The following is a 21,439-nucleotide window of genomic DNA, read 5'->3' as shown; positions in this document are numbered from 1 at the left end:
GACGCGATGTCGGCAACACCGCCCGGCGTCGGCTCGGTACGAGCCGGCCTGCCCTCGCCCTGTCATCCAGGGCTGGAGGGCGGCGGTCTTCTCATTCACCTACCTCGCGAAGGCAAGGCAGAGATGTCAGGAATGCCCCGTCGGTCCACCCGGTCTCAGACGCACCCGGTCGACGAACGACTCCCCCTCCCCAAGCTCGCCCTGTACGGCTTCCAACACGTCCTCGCGTTCTACGCGGCGGCCGTCATCGTCCCGGTCCTGCTCGGGAACGCACTGGGCCTCTCCCGTCAGGAGCTGGTCCACCTCATCAACGCAGACCTCCTGACCTGCGGCGTGGCCTCGATCATCCAGGCCCTCGGGGTCTGGCGGATCGGCGCCAGGCTGCCCCTGGTCCAAGGCGTCACCTTCACCGCGGTCTCCCCCATGATCGCCATAGGCACGGGAGCCGGCGGCGGTACCGCCGGTCTGCTCGTCGTATACGGGGCGGTGATCACGGCGGGCATCGCGACCTTCCTGTTCGCCCCGCTCTTCAGCAGGCTGGTGAAGTACTTCCCGCCGGTCGTCATCGGTACGATCCTCACCATCATCGGCATCACGCTGATCCCCGTGGCCCTGCAGGACGCGGCGGGAGGCGCCCACCTCATCGGCACCCCCGCGTACGGCGACCCCAAGAACCTGGCCTACGCACTGGGCACGCTGCTCTTCATCCTCACCATGGTCCGGATCGGCAAGCCGTTCCTCAGCAGCCTCGCCGTCCTGCTCGGGCTCGTCGTCGGCACGGCGGCCGCCTGGCTCTTCGGCGACACCGATTTCGCCGCGGTGCGCGAGAGCGACTGGTTCGGGATCACCACGCCGTTCCACTACGGCATGCCGAGGTTCGAGCTGCTGCCGATCGTCGCCATGCTCGTCGTCGTCCTGATCACGATGGTGGAGACCACCGGTGACGTCTACGCGATCGGCGAGATCACCCGCAAGGAGGTCGACGCCGACACGGTCGCCCGGGCCCTGCGCGCCGACGGCGCGGCGACGGTGCTCGGCGGCGTCCTCAACTCCTTCCCGTACGTGGCGTTCGCCGAGAACATCGGCCTCGTGCGCATGTCGAAGGTGATGAGCCGGTACGTGGTCGTCGCGGCCGGTGTGTTCATGGTGGTCCTGGGGCTGCTGCCGAAGGCCGGCAGCCTCGTCGCCTCGATCCCGCACCCCGTGCTGGGCGGGGCGGCGATCTCCATGTTCGGCATCGTCGCCGCGGTCGGCATCCAGATCCTGGGGAAGGCGGATCTGCGCGAGGAGCGCAACACCCTGATCCTGGCGGTCAGTCTGGGCGCCGCCCTGCTGCCGGCCACCGTCGGCCCGTTCTTCGACCGGATGCCGGACGACCTGCGGGCGGTGCTCGACAGCGGGATCACACTGGGCGCCCTGACGGCCATCACGCTGAACCTGCTCTTCAACGTCTTCACGCGCCGCGGCACGATGGAGATCGACTGGGACGACATCGGCGAAGAGGGCCCGGCCGAACCGCACTTCGGCGCGCCCGCCCGCTGAAGCGGCCCGCCGGCCGGGCGCTCCGCGCGCCCGGCCCGTGGCCCGTGGTCCGTGGTCCGCGGCCCGTCTGCCGTGGCCCGTCCGGGTCAGCGCCCGGCCGCGGGGAACGGCGGCGCCTCGCCCGCCTCGCCGATCAACTCCCAGAAATGATCGACCAGTCGGCGCAGGTAGGCGGCGCGCTCGGCCGCGATCTCCTTGAGCCTGGCGTCGTCGTTGCGGGCGACCAGGTGTCCCATGTACCGCTCCGAGAAGGCGGCGAACTCCGCGTGCATCGTGCGCAGCGCGTCGCCCACGCTCGTCGCGTCCACGACCACGATCTCCGCCACCGGGTCCACGTACGTCTTCCACCGTCCGGCGACGGCCGAGCGCAGGTGCTCGGCCAGCTCCTCCACCCGGCCCATGATTCCGATCAGTTCGCGCAGCGACAGCCCGAGGGCCTCCACGAGCGCCCTGGTCTGCCAGGTGTCCCCGCTCCAGAGGCGCGCCGATTCGGCCGCGCGGTACTCGGCGGGGTCCATGCCTATGCGGTACGCCAGCCGCTCGACGGTGAGCCGGCGGGCCAGCCGGTGCTCGGCAAGGGTGCGCGGTTCGATGCCCATCAGTGTGGTGGCGTCGCACCACAGGACGTCGGCCAGGGCGAAGAGTTGCCGGTCGGAGGGCGCCTGGGCGCCCTGCTCCCAGGCGAGGACGAGCTGGGGGTGGACGGGGGTGCCGCAGGCGGCCATGGAGTGGGCCACCTGGGTCGTGGTCAGGCCCATGCGGGCGCGCGCGGATCTGGCCTCGGTCGGGGAGAAGGGAGTGCTGTGCACGTACGAGACACCTCGCAGCCCCCTCGGGCGCGCGGCGGTCGAGGGGAGGACGGATTGATGGATGAACACCAAGCGCGGGCACACTAACAGATGTTCAGTGGGGCGTATCCGTCCATACCCCTACGAATCCAAGGCTACGCGGGGCCTCCGGGCTCGAAGCCCGCGAGCATCTTGCTCCAAGGGTCTGATTTTCGCGCTCTGTGACCACAGACCCGGGGGGGGGGGGGTGGCCCCCTCCCTCCATCGTGGCGCCCCCCTCAGGTGCCCGCGCGACCGGCTCAGTTCGCACAGTCCGTGTCCCGGGCCGGACGGCGGCCGCTTGTGAGGAACTCGGTGACGGCGTGGTCGCCGCACGCGTTGCCGTTGCCGAGGTACAGCCCGTGGCCGCCCTGCTCGACCGTCACCATCCGGGCCCGGTCGCCCAGCGCCTCGCGCATCTTCAGGCCCCCGGAGAGCGGGGTGGCCGGGTCCCGGCGGCTCTGGAGCATGAGGATGTTGGACGGACCGTCGTCGGTGATCCGGGTCGGCTTCTGTGTGGGGGTCTGCCAGAAGGAACAGGGCAGTACGTTCACCGGCATGCCGGCCGTGAGCGGGTACCGGGCGCGGTCGGCGTCGACCGCCTGCCGGTACGAGGCCATGGGCACGTCCGGCCACGCCACGTCGTTGCAGATGACGCTGACCATGAGTGCGGCGTCCTCGTTCCGGATGGGCGCGGCGAGCTCCTTGGGGAGCACCGGGGTCCCCGCCGGGTCCTGCGCCGTCCGCACGAGCCGGGCGAAGGAGGCGAAGGCGGCGTCGGCGTAGAGCGCGTTCTGGAGGGCCTGGCGCAGCCCGTTGCCGGTCAGTGGCACTCCGGGGGTCGTCGTCGCCATCGGCTCGCGGTCAAGCCGGGCCGCGAGCGAGACGAGGAGCGGCTCCACCTCCTGCGCCGCCGCGGCCAGTCGCAGGCCGTCGCGGTCCCGGTCGGGGTGGGTCGCCCAGGCCGCGAGGTCGGGGAGGCGGTCCGCCGCGCCCTGCGACATGTTCGCCAGCCAGCCGCGGGCGACCCGCTTCGGGTCGGGGTCGCCACTGCTGTCGAGGACCCAGCGGTCGGTGTGCCGGGGGTACTTCTGCGCGTACACGGCGCCCACGTACGTCCCGTACGAGGTGCCCCAGGCGGAGAGCTTGCGCTCGCCGAGCGCGACGCGGAAGCGGTCCATGTCGCGGACCTGGTTGGCCGTGGTGAAACTGCGCAGCTCGGGGCCGCCGCCGGCGGCGCAGGCGTCGGCGATGCGCCGGGACCTGGCGATGTTCTCGGTGATGTCGCCGTCCGGGCCCGGCCAGGACCGCAGGCTGGTCAGGTACCGGTCCTCGGGGGCGAGGTCGCAGCTGGCGGTGGTACTGGCGCCCACTCCGCGCGGATCGAAGGCGACGAGGTCGTAGGCCCCGGCGAGCTCCCGCCGCAGGGCGTCGCCCTTCTGCGTCAGGCGCTGCACACCGGATCCGCCCGGTCCGCCGGGTATCACGATCAGCGTGCCGCGCCGGGCCCGGGGGCGGTCGCTGCGGATGCGGGAGACGGCGACGGTGAGCTGCCGGCCGTCGGGGTCGTCGTAGTCGAGCGGGACGGGCAGCTCGGCGCACTCCTGGGCGGCGGGCGCGTCCGGATGGGTACAGCGGTGCCAGTCGAGCTGCGGGCCGGCGGTGGCGGGGCGGGCCGCTGCCGGTGCGGCGGTCGCGGTCAGACCGGCTGCCACGGTGGCCGTGGCGAGGGCGAGGAGCAGGGCCTTGTGCGGGTAAGTCGTCATGGCGCAAGCCTTGTCGACCTCCGCTCGGGGTCCCATCCGGCTTGCCGGTCGGCCGCCGGTGGGGCTAACCCCCTGCTCCCCCCTAGTCCTGTCGTCAAAGTGGCGTCGGTCCTGCGGCACCCTGGCACCGCACCTCGCCGCGTTGTCGGGGCGCCCGAGTACGTCCAGTACACGGGCGCCCCTCCGCCTTGCGATGCTTCCCCTAGGCCCTGCGGGCCTGGGGAGGCCCCATGGCACCGGACGCCGCGGGCCTGACCGACGCTACTTTGACGACAGGACCTAGGGCAGCGGCACGCCCCGGGCCGTGATCCAGAGCTCGTACCACTCCTCGTGCGTGAGCTCGGGCTCGCGCAGCGCCGCGTCGCGGCAGGCACGGATCCGGTCGGGGCGCGCGCTGCCGATGACCGGCGCGATGGCGGCGGGGTGCCGCATCAGCCACCACAGCAGGACCGACTCGGGCGTCGTGTCCTTCTGCCGGGCCAGCCCGGCCAGCAGCTGCGCGGTGGCCCGCTCGGCGGGCGTCTCCTCGCGGCCGGTGAAGCGGCCCTGTGCCAGCGCGCCCCAGGCCTGGAGGCGGATGCCGTGGTCGCGGCAGTGCTCCAGCGTGCCGAACGGGAACCCGTTCTGCGCGGATTCCGGAGTGTTGAGGAGGACTCCGGCCTCGACCCAGGCACGGCTGTGCAGGCTCATCTCCAGCTGGTTGGCCGCCAGCGGCACGTCGAGCCGGGCCTGGAGGTGGGCGATCTGCGCGGCGCCCATGTTGGACACGCCGAAGCCCCGTACGAGGCCCTGGCGGTGCAGGGAGGTCAGTGCGGAGGCGATCGAGTCCACGTCGGCCAGCGGGTCGGGACGGTGCAGCAGGAGGACGTCGATCACATCGGTCCGCAGCCGGGTCAGGCTCTCCTCGACGCGCCGCGTGATGCTCTCCCCGCGCAGGTCGTACATCCCCTGGCGGTCCTTGTCGCCCAGCCGGATCCCGCACTTGGTCTGGAGGGTGATGCGCTCGCGCAAGCCCGGTGCGCGCGCGAGCACCTCGCCGAAGACGGCCTCGGCCTTCCCGTGCCGGTAGATGTCGGCGTGGTCGAAGGTGGTGATCCCGCTGTCGAGGGCGGCGGCGACGGCCGCTTCGGCGGCGTCGATGTCCGCGGGCCCGTACGGGTCGGGGTCCCAGCTCCCGCCCAGGCCCATGCACCCGTACAGCACCCGGTCGCCGCTCAAGCTCGTACTCGCGTTCGTCACCACCCCACCCTAGAGGGTGTCCGGCGGGTGCTTCACGGCATGCGCGGGGGGTGCACAGCGGTTCGCACCGGGCCCGATGCACGGTCTGACCGGCTCATACCCAATGATGTCCGAATGCAGAGACACATGGAGACCGGGCGGTGGTCGCGACAGCGGTCGCTCCGCCGCCGGTTCGGCCGCACGGCGGCGACCCTGAGCCTGTTGACCGCGGTGGCGTGCACGTCGGGGCACACACCGGATTCGGCCACGGGTGCCGGTGCGGGCGCCGGGACGGCCGACGAGGTCTCCGTGGCCACCTGGAACATGTGCGGGGTGCGGCAGTGGAACTGCGAGAAGACCGGGGGCCCGAAGGAGAAGCTCCAGCAACTGCGCGACCTGATCGCCGATTCGGGCGTCCAGGTCCTGCTCCTGCAGGAGGTGTGCTCCGAAGACCTGCTCTCCTTCGCCCGCAGCCTCGGCCCGCAGTGGCATTCGGCGTTCGAACCGTACGCCGAGGTCGACTCGGCGGGCCGCCGTTCGCCCGTCGACTGCACCGGGCAGGGTCGGGGCCAGGCGGGCTACGGCCTGCTGGCCGGCTCCCCGCTCACCGACGTGGAGGCGATACCGACCGAGCAGCCGACGGTGGGACTGCACCGAGGGGTCCTGTGCGCGCGGGTCCCGGCCCAGCGGGTGCGGGTGTGCAACGCGCACCTGTCGCTGCGGGAGAGCGACGACGAGCACCCGGACTGGGACTTCCGCGACGACCAGCTGAGCTCGCTGGTCGCCGCCGCGGCGACGGACGCCGCCACGGTCTTCGGCGGGGACTTCAACTCCCCGCCGCCGGTGGGCGACCGGAACACGTCCGCCTGGATCTGGCCGTCGGAGGCGTACACCACGTACCGCGAGTGCGACCAGAAGGGCGACTCCCGGAAGGGCAAGGCCACCCACAAGGACGGCACGAAGATCGACTACCTGTTCACGCAGCTCCCCCGCACGGCGTGCGAGGTGGTGGACACCAAGGCGTCGGACCACCGGCCGCTGGTGATGCGGGTGAGCCGCCCCGAGAACCCGGCCACGATCAGTACCGTGGGTTGAAGAACGCCCCCTGTGCGGGCACGGGGTAGGAGTTCACGATCAGGGTGAAGGGGACGGCCGTCCAGGGGGAGGCGTTCCCGACGGCGTCCACCGCGATGGCCTCGACGAAGTGGTCGCCCTGGTTCCAGGCCCAGCCGGGCTCCCACACCCAACTGCCGTCGGCCCGCACCTCGCACGTCCCCAGGGCCGCTCCGCCCTCCTGGAATTCCACGCGGACGGCGCCCGGGGCGTAGCCGGCGAAGCCGACGGCGGGGCCCGACAGCTGCTGGTGGGCGGCCGGGGCGGTCACCGACAGCACGAGGCGCTGCGCCGCCCTCGGCGCGGGCGCCGGCGTCTGCACCGGCACCGGGGCTTGCACCGGCTCCGCCGCGGAGCCGGGCAGTGACGCGTGCGCCACGGCCGTGAAGATCACTTCGGTCCGTTCGGACTGGTAGTTGCTGGCGTCCGCCGCGAAGACCCGGACGGTGTGCTTCCCCGCGGCCCACGGCTTTTCACGCTGCCAGGCCCAACTGCCGTCGGCGGCGACGGGCGACGCGCCCTGGTACTTTCCGTTCTCCCAGAAACTGACACGAACGGCGCTGAGAGGGGCCGTTCCCGTGAAACGAACGGCGTTCCCGGGCACTTGACCATTCGCCAACGGCATCGAGATCACCGGTCGGGGGAACGAGTTGCCCCTCACCTGGGAGGTCTCCTCAAGATACGCGTCAATGCCGGAGGTGTCCCTCCTCGGCTGCTCGTAGCCGTAACTCACGGCACCTATGCGGGGGGTGATGCCTTCGACGACGAGGTTCAGCAGACCCATGATCGTGGGGAGGTTCCGCGGTACGACGCTGCTGTGGTCGGCGACGAGGGGAGAGTCGTTGAAGAGGAGGTTGAAGTTCTCGTACCCCTGGAACAGCCCGAGGAAGGGTTCCACCTCGCGCGTGTACTGATCGTCCTGCGCGGAGGTGGTCAGATAGATGTTGGCCCCGCGGTTCGCCCCGCTCCGCACCAGATCGGGCAGGACCGAATCGAGGAAGTGCACGTTCTGGTCGGTCACCTCGCCCATCATCAGACGCGCAGCGCTCGGGATGCCCGCCCTGACGTACGACCCGATCAGGAACTGGGGCACGCTGGTCACCACGTTCTTGAGGCCGTACTTCAGCCCGAAGTAGAGGGCAGCACTGCCGCCCTTCGAACTCCCGATGGTCGTGCAGTCCGCGGGCGTCAGGGACAGCGCGTTCAGGACCCGAGAGATGAGCCCGGCGACGGACTGTTCGAGGGAGAAGTCCATCCCCTTGCACAGGTAGTAGCTGTTCGCCCCGTCGAACTTGTCACGGATCCAGAGGATGTTCGAACGGACCTTGTCGAGAACGCCGTTGGACATCCCGTACTCGTCGGGGGCAGTGAAGTTGGCGAAGACGACGAGCAGATGGCGGTTCCCGTTCCTCGCGTGGGAGAACCGGTACTCGATCGGCACCGCCCCGGAGCTGTCCACGCCCGTGAAGACGGCGCGCGCGTTCTGGGCTGCTTTAGACATGCTCGGAATCCATTCTTCTCACCGGCTGGCGCGGCACCTGGCCGAGGGTGCCCCTGTTCGAGAAACCCGCCTGCCCCGGCTGCCCCGTATGGCCGGGGGCGCGGCCGCCCGCCGCTCCGACGGCCGGGGCCTGCGCCCGGGCGGGGTCGAGGTCCCCTCCGGCGATCAGGATGCGGTCGGTCAGCCTGGCCGAGGCGTAACCGTCGTCGAGGTCGCAGAATTCCTGCTGGAACCAGCGGTAGCGGGCGGCGTAGCCCTGCTGGATGCGGTCGATGTTGCGGATCGCCCCGATCAGCTCCGGGGAGGAGTACACGAGGGGGCCGGGGGCGGACTGCTCGAAGTCGAAGTAGAAGCCGCGCAGGGTGTCGCGGTAGTGGTCCAGGTCGTAGGTGAAGAAGAGGATCGGCCGCCCGGTGTTGACGAAGTCGAACATCAGGGAGGAGTAGTCCGTGATCATCACGTCGGCGATGAGCGAGAGGTCCGCCATGTCCGGGTAGTCGGACACGTCGAAGACGAAGCCGTCGCCGGCGCCCGGTACGGGGTCGACCACGTTGGGGTGGCGCCGCACGAGCAGGACGTGGTCGTGGCCGAGCTGCGCCTTGGCCTCGTCGAGGTCGATACGGAAGTCGAGCTTGTACTTCCCGGGTGCGTAGAACTGGTCGTCGCGCCAGGTCGGCGCGTACATGATGGCCTTCTTGCCCGGCGGCAGGCCGATGCGGCGGCGCACTTCGGCCGCCCGCTGCCCGGAGTCCGCGCGGCGCAGGATGTCGTTGCGGGGATAGCCGCTCTCGACCATCTCGCCGGGGAACTGGAAGGCCCTCTTGAGGATCGGGGTGCTGAAACTGTTCGGGGACACCAGCATGTCCCAGTTCTGCACCTCCTTCTCCACGCGCTCCAGGTACCGCTTGTCCGCGAAGTGCACGGCTTCGATGTCGTGTCCGATGCGCTTGAGCGGGGTGCCGTGCCAGGTCTGTACGACGACCTGGCCCTCGCGCTTCTCGAACCAGTCCGGGAGGTGGTTGTTGGCGACGACGTACTTCGCCCGGGCCATGGCCTCGTACCAGTCGGGGGACCACATGCGCACGGGCCGCGCGGTGGGGGGAACGTCCACCTGGTCGTCGCGCACCACCCAGAGGTGTTCGAGGTCCAGGCCGCGGCGGACCATCTCCTCGTGCAGCGCGCGCGGGCTGTCGGAGTACTGGGTCCCCTTGAAGGCGTCGAACAGCACGGCCTGGGTGACGGGCTTGCGGCGGGCCGCCGGATACGTCTTGGTGCGCATCAGCTTCTGCCGGTAGGGGCCGCGGGCCTCGTCCGGCATCGCCGAGTGGACCAGCAGGGAGAGCCGGTCGTAGGCCTCGGACTGGAGCTCGTAGCGGCGCTCGTTGCTGGCCATGTCCTGCGGCAGGGTGGGGATCAGATCCTGCGTCATCTTGACCATGAGGTCGCCGGTGCGGTTCTCCGGGGTGACCGCGGAGGGGTCCTGGCGGCGCAGGAAGAAGTCCCAGCGGCCGGCGGCGAGCGGGATGTCACCGGCCAGGGTGCGCATCGCGGCGGGGGTGACGACGAAGCGGAACTCGTCGCCGTGCCAGGTGATCGGGACGACGCGTTCCGCACCGTGCGCGCGGGACCGAACGACGACGTGCGCCATGGCGTACTCGGACCCGTCGAGCATGTCCTGCGCGGCGTAGCCGACGACGACCTCCAGCGAGCCGTCCTCGCGCCAGGTGGCGGACTTGGCCAGCGGCAGGGTGTCCCGCTCGAACAGGACCACGTAGCCGGAGCCGTTGCGGTGCACGAAGACCTCGCGGTCCCCGCCGTCGGTCTGCAGTCCGGCCGGCATCCGGTAGTGGCCGTCGGTGGTGTCCTCCGCCATCACCGGATAGATGGCGGCCTTGCGTCCCTCGACGTGGAAGGTGGTCTTCCAGCCGTTGGCGCCGGTGTTCCAGGTCTCCGGGATCCCGTCCGAGGAGCTCGTGCGGTGTCCGGGGACGAGTGCCTTGACCGGGATGCGCGTGACGAAGCGGAACCAGCCCTCGCCGCCGGGCGTGAAGTGGACCCACGAGTCGTGCCGGCCGGCGCCGCTCATGCTGGTCACCCGGAACTTGCCCCACTCGGGGAGCTTGTCGCCCAGGTAGACGCCGCCGAGTTCGATGTGGTCACCGACGACCCGGTGCCGGGTGATGCGGCACCGCACCCGCTCCACACGGAGCTTGAGCTTGCCCTGCATGAAGAGCGGCACCACGCGGGTGTTCTTCTCCACGTAGCGGTAGGGCGGATTGGCCGCGCTGCCCGCGCCGCCCCGGGCTATGCCCTTGTATCGGAACAGGCCGCGGCTCAGTACGCCGGCCGCCACGTCCCACGTGCCCTCGACCCACTCGCCCTTGCGCTTGAGCCGCGTGGTGTCGAAGCTGACCTGGAAGCCGGACCAGTCGTAGCAGTAGCGGCTCTGGTTCGAGTACTCGGTGGCTTGCGGGTAATAGGTGGTCTTCGCCTTGGCGACGACGACGCGGCCCTGCTTCTTGTTGCGCAGCGCGATCGCCTTCATCGACATATGCCGCTTGTGCACGTTGATGAAGCGGACGTACGCGGACCCCTCCAGGGTCAGGTGGTCGTCGTCGTCCCAGGTCGCCCGGTTCAGCGAGCCGTGGAGCGAGAGTTCCTTGTCGAGCCGGTAGGCGCTCTTGTCGAGGCCGATCGAACGGTCGCCGAGGTAGGGGTAGTTGAGGTAGCGGTGGAAGCGGCGCTGCACGGGCAGGGGCCCGCCCTTGCGCTCGAACTCGACGACGTCGAGCAGTTCCTTAAGGCGTCCCTCGCGCACCAGGAGCCACTTGACCCGGGCGTCGGCGGGAAGTTCCTGGATGATGTCCGTGTCGGCCTCGTCCAGGAATTCGTTCGCCCACTGCATGAAGGCGTCCTGGTACTCCTCGTCGGCGTCCGGCAGCACCTTCAGATGCAGCATCAGGTCCGACTTCAGGCAGGCCAGGTCGTACTTGCGCTTGTGGTCCGAGTAGGACCGCGCACGGTGTCCGGCGAGGAAGCGGCTGACCGATCGGACCGCGGAGACGCGGTCCTGGAGGTTGCTGAACTCGGTGTGCCGCTGGGTGATCGAGGGGGCCGCGCCGCCCTCGCGCCGGCGCCAGAAGTAGACGATGTCCGTGAGGATGTCGACCTTGGCGGCCCGGAAGTGGGCGAACATGTTGACCCAGGAGTCCTCGTACATCACGCCCTCGGGGAACGCGATGTAGTGGTAGTCCCAGAAGGAGCGCCGGAAGAGCTTGTTCCACACCGTCCGGTCGTAGATGAGGTCCGGCACCTTGGTGATGTGCGTGCCGCGCCTGCTCTTCTGCATGGGCGCCTTGTGCAGGGGGGACTGCCACCTCTTGGTGGAGTTCATCATCTGCACGTTGCCGGACACGAAGTCGGAACCGGAGGCCTCGAGGGTCTGCACGAGCAGCTCGTAGGCGTACTCGGGTATGACGTCGTCGCCGTCGACGAAGGCGAGGAACTCGGCCTGCGAATTGGCGGCCCGAATGCCGACATTGCGCGCATGTCCCGGTCCCATGGACTCCTGGCGCAGAAGCTTGAACCGGGGGTCGCGACGGGCGAAATCCGCCGCGATCGCCGTCGAGGAGTCGGTCGAGCCGTCATCGACCATGATCACTTCGAGCGCCGAGAACGTCTGCCTGGCTATCGATTCCAGACATTCCTGGAGGTATATCTCGACGTCCTGGAAGGGCACGACAACACTCAGGCGGGGCATACCTGCCACTCAGAAAGCTCCTCGATAGACACACTTGTCACGGCGTACCGGGAGTTGTCGCAGCACGCCACCAGACCCGCCCCTGAATCCGGCCACCCGCCGCTCCCCGAACCCTCGACCCGCCCCCGCTGCCCCCCGACCGCACACTTATACGGCTTTGACAGCGCCTGGGCAGCGTAGGGCAATCACTTAATGGCGAGCAAGTATTCACGAGCGGTTCACACCCTCAAAGCTTCACACCTGCGAATGAGCAGAGCCCCTCCGCGCCTGCGGGGGAGGTCAACTCCGCCTGCACCCAGGGTGCGGCACACGGAAGCATTGCTTCAATCGCCACAGCACGGGTGTTGAGGTGAGGTGGATCACCCCACCCGACACCACGGACCGAATGCCAGGCCCGGGTCCGTCTGATCCTGCCGGGCGATGAGCAGTCCGCCGTCCATGTCGATCATCGCGATCGCGACCGAGCCGCGGGCGTCGAGCGAGATGGCCGGCAGCCCCGCGCACCGGTCTCCGACGGGGGCCCACCAAGTGCCGTACTGCTCGCCCTCCGTCGGGTAGGCGGCGATCTCCGGGTAGCCCTCGGCCCCCCGCTGCAGCAGGACGGTGCAGTCGTACCCGCCGATGCGCGTACGGCTGACGTCCACCGGGCCGACGCCGCCCGCGCCGCCCAGCGGCATGAGCGCGGGCGACACGCCGGCGGGGGCCTGCGGGCGGTAGGCGATGACGCCGCCGTCCGCCGGGTGGCGCCAGAAGTAGGTGCCGGTGCCGGGGCCCGTCTCGTAGGCGCTGTACGTTCCCTCGACGGAATCGGCCTCGACGCGCCCGAGCCACCTGAAGGCGCTTCCCGGCGCGTCCTGACCCCAGTACGAGGCCCCACCCCGGAAGGGGGCCAGGAATTCGGCCCGACCCTGGGCCGTCACCAGGGAAACGACAGCCTCACGGGCCCACTTACCCTGATAGTCGACCCAGTCGCCCCATTTACCGTCGCCGTGCCGGGATCGGCCCCAGACTCCCACGCCGAACCGGGTGGTGAGGAGGTGGAGCGACCCGGCGCCGTCCGGGAGCAAGATCGGATCTCCCGGCGCAGGCAAGGGCTCCCCACCGTCCCGCTCGCGTTCCGGGAACGGGTTGCCCACCGCGCGCCACTCGGCGAGCGGGCGGCCGGTCTGGTACTGGGTGGCGATGATCAGCTCGCGGCCGCCCGGCGCCCCGTCCCGGTGGCGAGTGCCGGCGAACCAGACGAACCCGTTGGAGTCCTGGGCGAGCGTGAACCGGCCCGCCCATCCTTCGACGGGGAACAACTCGGGGCCCTGCCAGACGTCGGAGCCGGGCGCGGACTCGGTCCAGCGCACCAGGCCTTCGGAGCAGCTCGCGTAGGCGGTGAGCCGCCCGTCCCGTCCCAGCCGGAGCCAGCCCCGGGCCGCGCTCCCGCCGTCGGCCGCCGCGGCTATCTCGGAGCCCGGCACCGCGGGCGCGGCGGAAGTGGCACCTCGGTCCGCTTCCATACGTCCGCGTCGCGCCATGTCCTGCCCACACCTGCCCCAACTCGTACCTTTTGCCCGGCCTTACCCGGCGAGCCGTTGGACAATTTACGGCAGTGGGGCAACCGGCGGATGCCGGGGGCGGATGCCCCCGGCGGCCTCCGCTTCCGTGCAACCTAGCCTGATCCGCCCGCCTCCACCACCAGGTGTCGATCACACCTCGCCACCGGTCGGGCCGTCGTCCGCGCGGCCGAAAAGTCGGGTACGGGTACTACGTGGGGAGTACGCCTGAAACGCTACGCGGGGGTGACGCGGGTGACGGCGGACGCCGTCTAGCGTGGCTGTATGGAAGAGCTGCGTGAGCGCCCGGGTCCCCCGTGGCGGCGGTGGGTGGAGCGGACCGGGCGGGGCCCGGCCTGGCGCTCGGCGCTGCTCGTGGCCGTCTTCGCGCAGATCGGCGCGGGGTGGGCCGCGCATGCGCAGAGCGGGCGGGTGGCGCTGGACGGCTTCGCCCGGCTCCTGCTGCTGATCGGGCCCGCCCTGCTCGTGGTGCGGCACCGGTACCCGGTGGCCGTGGCGTACGGGGTCAGCATCGTCACGCTGGTCTATGTGGGTGCCGGATACCCGTACGGCCCGGTGTTCCTCAGTCTCGCCCTGGCCTGCTTCGCCGCCGTCGTCGCCGGGCACCGCCGGGCCGCCTGGGGCGCCGTCGGCCTGTTCTGGGCCGGGCACCTGCTCATCGGGCACTGGCTCTACCTGTGGCTCCCGCCGGCCGGGAACGGCCCGACGTCCTGGACGCAGGAGGTGGGCGTCACCGCATGGGTGCTCGTGGTGCTCGCCCTCGCGGAGCTGGTGCGCGTCCGCCGGGAGCAGTGGGCCCGGGAACGGGCCGAGCGGGCGGCGGCCGAGAGGCGCCGGGTGGACGAGGAGCGGCTGCGGATCGCGCGGGAACTGCACGACGTCCTCGCCCACAGCATCTCGGTGATCAATGTCCAGGCGGGCGTCGGACTGGCCCTGCTCGACTCCGATCCCGAGCAGGCCCGTACGGCGCTCGCCACCATCAAGGCGGCGAGCAAGGAGGCGCTGGGCGAGGTCCGGCAGGTCCTCGACACCCTGCGCTCCCCCGGCGAGGCACCGCGCTCCCCCGCGCCCGGTCTGGACCGCCTCCCCGAGCTCGTGGAGCAGGCCGCGGCGGCCGGGCTGACCGTGGAGGTCTCGGCCGAGGGGGAGGCCGGGGCGCTGCCCCCCGGCGTGGATCTCGCCGCCTTCCGCATCCTGCAGGAGGCACTGACCAATGTGATGCGCCACTCCGGGTCGCGCACCGCCCGTATCCGCCTCAGCTGGCAGCCGCACGCCCTCGAACTACGGGTGGACGACGACGGCCCGGCCACGGGCGGCACCCCGGGCGGCAGCGGTAACGGGCTGGTCGGGATGCGCGAGCGGGCCTCGGCGCTGGGCGGCACCGTCGAGGCCGGTCCACGGCCGGACGGCGGCTTCCGGGTGATCGCCGTGCTCCCGCCGAAGGCCGACGCGTTCGAGGAGGACCTGTGATCCGCGTACTGCTCGCCGACGACCAACTGCTCGTCCGGGCCGGGTTCCGGGCACTGCTCGACGCCCAGCCCGACATCGAGGTGGCGGGCGAGGCCGCCGACGGCGACGAGGCCGTACGGCTGGTCCGGGAGCTGCGCCCCGACGTCGTGCTCATGGACATCCGGATGCCGGTGCTGGACGGACTCGCCGCGACCCGCCTGATCGGCGAGGACGGGTCCCTGTCCGCCGTGCGGGTGGTCATGCTCACCACCTTCGAGCTCGACGAGTACGTCTTCGAGGCGATCCGGTCGGGCGCCTCCGGCTTCCTGGTCAAGGACACCGAGCCGGAGGAACTGCTGCGGGCGGTCCGGGCGGTGGTCGCTGGCGACGCCCTCCTGTCCCCCGGTGTCACCCGCCGGCTGATCGCCGAGTTCGCGGCCCGCTCGAAACAGCCCGCCTCGGCGGCCGGGCTGGGCCGGCTCACCGACCGGGAGAGGGAAGTGATGGCCCTGGTGGGCATGGGCCTGTCCAACGAGGAGATCGCCCGCCGCCTGGTCGTCAGCCCCCTCACCGCGAAGACGCACGTCAGCCGCACCATGGTGAAACTGGGCGCCCGCGACCGCGCCCAGCTGGTCGTCCTGGCCTATGAATCCGGCCTGGTCCGCCCCGGCTGGCTCGGCTGAACGTTCTCCGTGTTGGTCATGGCGTGGTCAAGTAGGGTCAAGGCTGTGGAGACGTCACATCGGCCCGCCGTGCGGGTGATCTGCCTGGATGCCGCCCAGCGCCTGCTCCTGCTCCACTGGCGTGATCCGTTCGACGGTGTGATGCTCTGGGAGCCGCCCGGCGGCGGTATCGAACCGGGCGAGACACCGCTGACCGCGGCCCGGCGGGAACTGGCGGAGGAGACCGGCCTGGACCCCGCTGCGGTCCGTGACCGGTCCGTGTCGGTCCCGCGTGACATCCGGTGGAACGGGAAGCGGTATGCCGGGCCGGAGGATTTCTTCGTGGCCCATTTCGCCGAGGAACGGCCCCCGTTGAGTCCGGCCGGTCTCCTCCCCGATGAGCAGGCCGACTTCCACGGACACGCCTGGGTCAAGTGGTCCGACCTGAACACGTTGCCGGATCGAATCGAGCCGCCGTCCTTGACGTCCGTTCTCCGCGCCCTGGTACCGGGCGGCCCTTGGCGCGACCTGGCGCGTTGACGCGCCACGCGTCAGGGACGCCGGGGCCCTGTGAGAGCGGCTTCGACGGACTCACCCGTCATTGCGGGTGAAGAGCTTCGCGCCCGGCAGCCGTCACTGTCCGATCGTCACATCTGTCCCGGTGGCAGGTGGTGGTGTCCGAGCGACAGCACCGGCACGCTGTTTCCGTTGAAGTACCACAGCGCACTCGTGTACCAGAGGACCACCACCACGACCACCAGCGCGCCCCCCGCCAACGGCAGGGCCCAGCCCGGCAGGCGCCGGCTCCGCACCAGCAGGACCTTGGCGGCGAAGGCCCCGTAGAAGAAGCAGCCCGCGATCGAGTGCACTGCCGCACGCGAGCCGTTCAGCTGCACGCCGTACGCCTGGATGCAGTGCACCGTGATCGGGACGGTGAGGGCGAACAGGAGCACCCCGGCGATCCGGTGGGTGATCGGCACCGGGCCCGGCACCTGTCGCACCCCGGGCAGCCGGCCGTACATCCACAGCGCCAGCAGCAGCTGGAGGACGCCCAGCGCCAGGACGCCGGTGGCGAGCTGTGCCTTGAGACGCACGGCATCGGTGTCCGCCTGGCCGAACAGTGTCGCGGTGTAGTCCGGCGTGTTCGCCCGGCCGACCAGGAAGACGGTGACGAAGACCGCGGCGGCAGTCGCGAACGCCAGTGCGAGAGCGAGCCCGGCTTCCGGGCGGCGCAAAGCAGGCCGGGCGTGCGACATGGTGCTCCTCGTCTCGGAACGCTGAGGGTTTGCGGTTCGCCATCCCTTGTACTCGCCCGGTGCGGCAGACGGCGGCCGACGCGGCCGTAGCGAGCTCGACTCCTCGTCGGCGTGCCGGGCGTCAGCAGACCGAGCGGTAGGGCAGGTCGGGCACGTTCTGCTCCCACTGCGCGGGGGTGAGGTCCCAGCCGACCCGCTCGCACAGTGCCCGCGCCACGGTCTTCGGTTCGAGGTCGAAGACACGGTGCGGGTGCTTCGAGGACGAGACGTGCAGCCGCCCCCGGGAGTCGAAGGCGAGGGCACGCAGCAGTCCGGCGGACCCGCGCAGCGGATCGCCGAGGCGGCGCCGGGCGGGTACGTCCCACAGCTGGACCCGGCTGTCGCCGACGATCGCGGCCAGGGTCTTGCCGTCGCGGGAGAACCGCAGCCCCGCCACCCGCCCGCCGAAGTCGTCGCCGCGGGTGGCCGCCGTACTCGACAGGCCTCCCAGGCGGCGGCGTCCGTCGCCGTCCCACAGCGTGACCGTGCCCTGCAGGAGACTCACCGCCAGCACCGAGCCGTCGCCGCTGAACTCCAGGTCCTGGATGACACCGGGGCCGAGGACACCGCGCTCGACGGCCCGGGTGGCGAGGTCCACGCGCTCCCCCGCGGAGGTGACCAGGAGGGAGCCGTCGGGGCTGATCGCGAGGTTGGCCGCGCCGGCGTCGGCGATCTCGTACTCCTTGCGGCCGGACCCGATGTCCCACATCTGCAGGGCGCGCGTGACGGGGCCGGACCCGTCGTGCCCGGTGACCGCGACGGCCAGCCGGGTGCCGTCGGGGGTGAACGCGAACCCCCTGATGGAGATGACGGGTTCGGGCAGGGTGAGCTCCGTGCGCAGCCGGTTCTCGCGGGTGTCCCACACCGTCACCCGCTGCTTGCGGTCCTCGTGCCAGGAGGCCGTGGCGAGGAGCCTCCCATCGCGGGAGTAGGCGGACGAGCCGTCGTCGTCCTCGTCGTAGGAGTCCGGGATGGTCGGCATGACGGGGTGGTGCGGCAGCCTGCGTTCCTGGCCGTCGGCGGTGCTCCACAGCCGGAAGCGGTCCTCCGCGTCGCTGTCCGTGGCTCCCACGGTCGCGAGTGTTGCCGCGTCCGGGGCGAAGACCGCCTCGTGGACGTTCGCCTTGGCGGCCGCGTCCTGGAGTCCGTACGTCAGGTCCAGCGAACGGACCTGGCGGTCCCTGGCCACGTACCGCAGCAGCCGGCTGTCCGCGTCGAAGGCGACGGACAGGTTCATGGCCCGGCCGTCCGTGTCCAGCCGGGGATAGCCGAGCAGGACGGACGAGGTCGAGGTCCCGGTGTCGGCCCACAACTTCAGCTGGGTCCCGGTGATCTCCACGGCGAGCGCCCCGTCCGGGCTGAGGGCCGCGACCGAATCCGCGCCGAACTCGCGTACGGCGGTGCGCGAGGCTACGTCCCACAGGGTGGAGGTGCGTCCGGTTCCGGTGTGGATCAGGCGCTTGCCGTCCGTGCTGAAGGCCAGGCTCTGGCCGGTCTCACAGGTGATCGTGGGATAAGGGGACTCCCGGCGCAGTTCGGCCGTCCGCCCGGTGGCCGTCGAGTACAGCTGAACGGGCCTGCCCGGCGGGCAGTAGGCGTAGGTCGCACCGTCCGGGGACAGGGCGTCGGCGGTGCTCACCGCTGGGCGCAGCACCGCCCGGCCGGAGCGGCCGTCGACGAGGACCACCTCGTCGGGACCGGTGGTACTGATCACGACCCAGGTGGCCTCCCGGGCCATCGCGAGGACCTTGGGCGTCGGGCTGTCCGGCAGGAGCAGCGCGCCGGCCTTGCCGGTCCTGAGGTCGATCAGCCGGACCCCGTGGCTCATCGGCTGCGCGGCCAAGGTCCCTGCGGGGTCCACGGCGGCCGGCAGGTCGGGGGTGCCCGGGGGCAGGTCGGCCCGGCCCGTGCGCTTGCCGCTGACCACGTCCCAGATCTCCACGCTCGTCTGGGCGTCGAGTACGGCCAGGGTCCGGCCGTCGAGCAGGAAGTCCGCGTGGTCGTCGTAGTAACCGGTCGAGACCCGGGCGAGGTTGTTGGCGACGCCCCGCTCGTCCTGGCCCAGGGATCCGTACAGGGCGGCCCGTGCGTCGTCGACCGGGGCGATCCGCCAGGCCGCGACGCTCAGCAGGGCGGCCATTTCGGGGTCCGAGGTGCGCAGGCTCTCGGCGATGGAGGCCATCGTACGGGCGGACGCCTGGCGGGCCCGTTCGTCGCTGACGCTCTTCTGCTGCCAGGCGACCAGGCCCGCCACGAGCGCGAGGGACAGCAGGGCCGCCGCTCCCGCGCGCAGCCGCCGGGTACGCCTCCGGCGTGCTGCGGCCGCCTGGCGGCACGCCTCCAGGAACGCGCCCTCCAGTCGGCTCGCGCGGTGCCAGCCCGGCGCCCCGGCGACGCAGGCGCGGGCCGCCTCCGGGGCGTTGCCGGCCGGGAGGTCCTCGGCCCGCCGGCCCTGCCCGTCCCAGTGCCCGGCGGCCGCGGTGAGCCAGCGCAGCAGGAGCAGGGCTTCGCGGTCGCGGTCCACCCAGTCGCGCAACCGCGGCCAGGCGCGCAGCAGGCCGAGGGAGGCGAGGCGTGCGGTGTCGTCCTCCAGGACGAGGAGCCGGGCGACGGCGAGGGAGTCGAACGCGTCACGCAGCGCCCTGCGTTCCTCGTACGGGCGGCCGTCGAGCCATTCCGCGGTGGCGGCGGTGCGGAGGGTGTCCTGGGAGCCGTCGGTGGCGGCGCCGGGGACGATCAGGCGGAGCGTGATCTCCCGTACGGCCTGCCGGACCGGTTCCGGCAGGCGCTGGTACGTCGTCTCCGCGGCGGCGCCGAGGGCGGGCTCGGCCGCGTCGGCGGTGGCGTCGCGCAGGCGACCGGCGTTCTCCCGCCCGGCGGCGAGCAGGGCCGCGTCGGCCGCGTCGGCCGGTCCGCCCAGCATCCTGAGCAGGAGCCCGGTGGCGGTGGGGCGGTCCGCCGGAGCCTTGGCCAGGGCCTCACCGACCAGTTCGCGCAGCGCGGGAGGCAAGGGGGTGAGGTCCGGGTGGTGTTCGGTGACCCGTACGACGACCTCGCCGATGTTCTCGCCACGGAAGGGATCGCGTCCGGTGGCCGCGAACAGCATCACCGCTCCCCAGGCGAAGACGTCGGCGGCACCGTCGGCGCGGCGTCCGGTGAGCACCTCGGGGGCCATGTAGCCCGGTGTGCCCATCAGGTGTCCGGTATCGGTGAGCGACATGTCCGCGGTGCGGGCGATGCCGAAGTCGATGACGCGGGGGCCGTCGGGGCCGAGGAGGATGTTGTCCGGTTTGAGGTCGCGGTGGACGACACCCGCGCGGTGGATGGCGGCCAGGGCGGTGGCGGCCCCGGTGGCCAGCCGCACCAGCGCGTCGCCGGTGAGCGGGCCCGAGTCGCGGACGGCCTTGCGCAGATCTCGCCCGGGGACGAACTCGCTGACGATGTAGGGTCGTTCGCCGTCGGTTCCGCTCTCCAGGACCCGTGCGGTGCAGAAGGACTCCACGCGCTGCGCGGCGAGCACCTCCTTGGCGAACCGGCCGGCGATGTCGGGGCGGGCGACGAGTTCCGGGCGCAGCACCTTGACGGCGACGCGCTGCCCGGCCTCGTCGTAGCCCTCGTACACCGTCCCTTGGCCACCCGCGCCGAGCCGGGCGGCGAGCCAGTACCCGGCAATCCGTTCCGGATCCTCATTGGTGAGCAACTCGGCCATTCTTCCCCCTGGTTCAGCGTCCCCCGGTGCGCGCGCGGAGGGTACCAAGCGATGCGGCGACCGGGTAGGGGCCCGTGGTCCAGAGGCTAGACCGGCCGGTGTCAGCGGCCGATGACCTTGTCCGGGCAGTCCGACTGCGGCCCCAACTGCTTCAGTTCGGCAAGGAGTTCGCTCTGACCCGTCAGGAGCTCGGTCAGGATGCGGCGCGCCGCGCGCAGGAGGTCGGCCACGTCGCCGCCGGCGAGGGCGTAGCTGACGGTCGCTCCGTCGCGGATGGAAACGACGATGCCGGATCGGCGCAGGACCGCCAACTGCTGGGAGAGGTTCGATGCCTCGACGTCGATCGCGGCCAGCAGGTCGCGTACGGGTACGGGGCCGTTCTGCAGGAGTTCCAGGACGCGGATGCGGACGGGGTGTCCGAGCATGCGGAAGAACTCGGCCTTCGCCTGGTAGAGGGGGACCTGCATTCCCATGAGTGCTCCTGCTGTTGCTTCAGACCTTGCTTGGGGGCGCGGGGCTTCCAGTCGGCCGACCACCCATACATTCGTACGGAAGGGCCCACGCACGCCCGGGGATTACCTGTTTCAGATGTGCCGGATTGAAGAATTCTTCAACTCGTGGGCATGCGTGGGCGCGAGAATGCAGGACTCAGAGCTCCAGAGCGGCCTCGATGCGCTTGAGCTGGTGACGGGCCATGGCCAGGTTGGACTGGGACTTGTCCAGTACGACGTACAGGAACAGTCCGCCGTGACCCCGGCCCTTGAGCAGCCGGATCAGGTGGTACTGGCCGCCGAGGGTGATCAGGACGTCCTCGATCTCGTCCTTCAGGCCCAGCATCTCCATCGTGCGGACCTTCGCCCGGATCACGTCCGTGTTGCCCGCGGCGGCGACCGTGAGGTCAAGATCCTTGCCACCGCCGAGGGTCCCCAGCGCCATACCGCTGGTGTAGTCCACCAACGCGGCTCCCATCGCGCCCTCGATCGACGTCATCGTCTCCTTCAAAGAGACCTCAACGTTCGCCATCGGCATTCGCTC

15 protein-coding genes are annotated in these 21,439 nt (G+C 71.1%); 5 read left to right on the top strand and 10 right to left on the bottom strand.

The window, feature by feature from the left end:
• Window positions 1-132: 132 nt before the first annotated feature.
• Complete coding sequence (locus ACZ4YL_RS24260) at window positions 133-1,542, top strand: nucleobase:cation symporter-2 family protein (protein WP_468119265.1); 1,410 nt, start codon at window positions 133-135, stop codon at window positions 1,540-1,542.
• A gap of 86 nt (window positions 1,543-1,628) precedes the next feature.
• On the opposite strand, the gene ACZ4YL_RS24255 is transcribed toward ACZ4YL_RS24260, so the two are convergent.
• The 3 genes from ACZ4YL_RS24255 to ACZ4YL_RS24245 all read right to left on the bottom strand — a co-directional run bounded on the left by ACZ4YL_RS24255 (window position 1,629) and on the right by ACZ4YL_RS24245 (window position 5,374).
• Window positions 1,629-2,351, bottom strand: coding sequence for a helix-turn-helix domain-containing protein (locus tag ACZ4YL_RS24255; protein WP_468119263.1), 723 nt, complete (start codon window positions 2,349-2,351; stop codon window positions 1,629-1,631).
• Window positions 2,352-2,629: 278 nt separating this feature from the next.
• Window positions 2,630-4,135, bottom strand: a complete 1,506-nt coding sequence (locus tag ACZ4YL_RS24250) for an alpha/beta hydrolase (protein WP_468119262.1) — start codon at window positions 4,133-4,135, stop codon at window positions 2,630-2,632.
• Between the two features lie 279 nt (window positions 4,136-4,414).
• Window positions 4,415-5,374 carry an aldo/keto reductase gene (locus tag ACZ4YL_RS24245; RefSeq protein WP_468119260.1) on the bottom strand — a complete coding sequence of 320 codons (960 nt, stop codon included), beginning with the start codon at window positions 5,372-5,374 and terminating at the stop codon, window positions 4,415-4,417.
• Between the two features lie 114 nt (window positions 5,375-5,488).
• On the opposite strand from ACZ4YL_RS24245, the gene ACZ4YL_RS24240 reads away from it, so the two are divergent.
• Entirely contained in the window at window positions 5,489-6,448 is a 960-nt protein-coding gene (locus tag ACZ4YL_RS24240) for an endonuclease/exonuclease/phosphatase family protein (protein ID WP_468119259.1), read from the top strand.
• On the opposite strand, the gene ACZ4YL_RS24235 is transcribed toward ACZ4YL_RS24240, so the two are convergent.
• The 3 genes from ACZ4YL_RS24235 to ACZ4YL_RS24225 all read right to left on the bottom strand — a co-directional run bounded on the left by ACZ4YL_RS24235 (window position 6,432) and on the right by ACZ4YL_RS24225 (window position 13,232).
• A complete protein-coding gene (locus ACZ4YL_RS24235) occupies window positions 6,432-7,967 on the bottom strand; it encodes a hypothetical protein (RefSeq protein ID WP_468119257.1) in 1,536 nt (511 codons plus the stop codon). The two genes, ACZ4YL_RS24240 and ACZ4YL_RS24235, sit on opposite strands and share 17 nt — an antisense overlap.
• The gene (locus ACZ4YL_RS24230) at window positions 7,960-11,727 is read right to left on the bottom strand and encodes a bifunctional glycosyltransferase/CDP-glycerol:glycerophosphate glycerophosphotransferase (protein WP_468119331.1); all 3,768 of its coding nucleotides are present in this window, start codon (window positions 11,725-11,727) and stop codon (window positions 7,960-7,962) included. The genes ACZ4YL_RS24235 and ACZ4YL_RS24230 overlap by 8 nt, the downstream gene beginning before the upstream one ends.
• A gap of 359 nt (window positions 11,728-12,086) precedes the next feature.
• Window positions 12,087-13,232 carry a hypothetical protein gene (locus ACZ4YL_RS24225; protein WP_468119256.1) on the bottom strand — a complete coding sequence of 382 codons (1,146 nt, stop codon included), beginning with the start codon at window positions 13,230-13,232 and terminating at the stop codon, window positions 12,087-12,089.
• Window positions 13,233-13,553: 321 nt separating this feature from the next.
• Between ACZ4YL_RS24225 and ACZ4YL_RS24220 the strand changes: the two genes are divergently transcribed.
• The 3 genes from ACZ4YL_RS24220 to ACZ4YL_RS24210 are packed head-to-tail and all read left to right on the top strand — an operon-like array spanning window position 13,554 to window position 15,940.
• Entirely contained in the window at window positions 13,554-14,759 is a 1,206-nt protein-coding gene (locus ACZ4YL_RS24220; RefSeq protein WP_468119255.1) for a sensor histidine kinase, read from the top strand.
• Window positions 14,756-15,421, top strand: a complete 666-nt coding sequence (locus ACZ4YL_RS24215) for a response regulator (RefSeq protein WP_468119254.1) — start codon at window positions 14,756-14,758, stop codon at window positions 15,419-15,421. The genes ACZ4YL_RS24220 and ACZ4YL_RS24215 overlap by 4 nt, the downstream gene beginning before the upstream one ends.
• Window positions 15,422-15,466: 45 nt before the next feature.
• The gene (locus ACZ4YL_RS24210) at window positions 15,467-15,940 is read left to right on the top strand and encodes an NUDIX hydrolase (RefSeq protein WP_468119252.1); all 474 of its coding nucleotides are present in this window, start codon (window positions 15,467-15,469) and stop codon (window positions 15,938-15,940) included.
• A 107-nt stretch (window positions 15,941-16,047) separates the two neighbouring features.
• Here the strand turns inward: ACZ4YL_RS24210 and ACZ4YL_RS24205 are convergent, their stop codons facing one another.
• The 4 genes from ACZ4YL_RS24205 to ACZ4YL_RS24190 all read right to left on the bottom strand — a co-directional run bounded on the left by ACZ4YL_RS24205 (window position 16,048) and on the right by ACZ4YL_RS24190 (window position 21,427).
• Window positions 16,048-16,656 (bottom strand): DUF6529 family protein, encoded by a 609-nt coding sequence (locus ACZ4YL_RS24205; protein WP_468119250.1) that lies wholly within the window; start codon window positions 16,654-16,656, stop codon window positions 16,048-16,050.
• A gap of 121 nt (window positions 16,657-16,777) precedes the next feature.
• Window positions 16,778-20,404 (bottom strand): WD40 repeat domain-containing serine/threonine protein kinase, encoded by a 3,627-nt coding sequence (locus ACZ4YL_RS24200; protein WP_468119248.1) that lies wholly within the window; start codon window positions 20,402-20,404, stop codon window positions 16,778-16,780.
• Between the two features lie 101 nt (window positions 20,405-20,505).
• Entirely contained in the window at window positions 20,506-20,871 is a 366-nt protein-coding gene (locus ACZ4YL_RS24195) for an ArsR/SmtB family transcription factor (protein WP_468119329.1), read from the bottom strand.
• 181 nt (window positions 20,872-21,052) lie between these two features.
• Window positions 21,053-21,427: a hypothetical protein gene (locus ACZ4YL_RS24190; RefSeq protein WP_389115120.1), complete on the bottom strand. Its 375-nt coding sequence runs from the start codon at window positions 21,425-21,427 to the stop codon at window positions 21,053-21,055.
• Window positions 21,428-21,439 lie beyond the last annotated feature (12 nt).

This window comes from Streptomyces sp. NPDC030021 (genome assembly GCF_055574035.1).
Note: the sequence above shows the minus strand (reverse complement) of the source record. Positions and strands in the feature narration are given on the sequence as shown.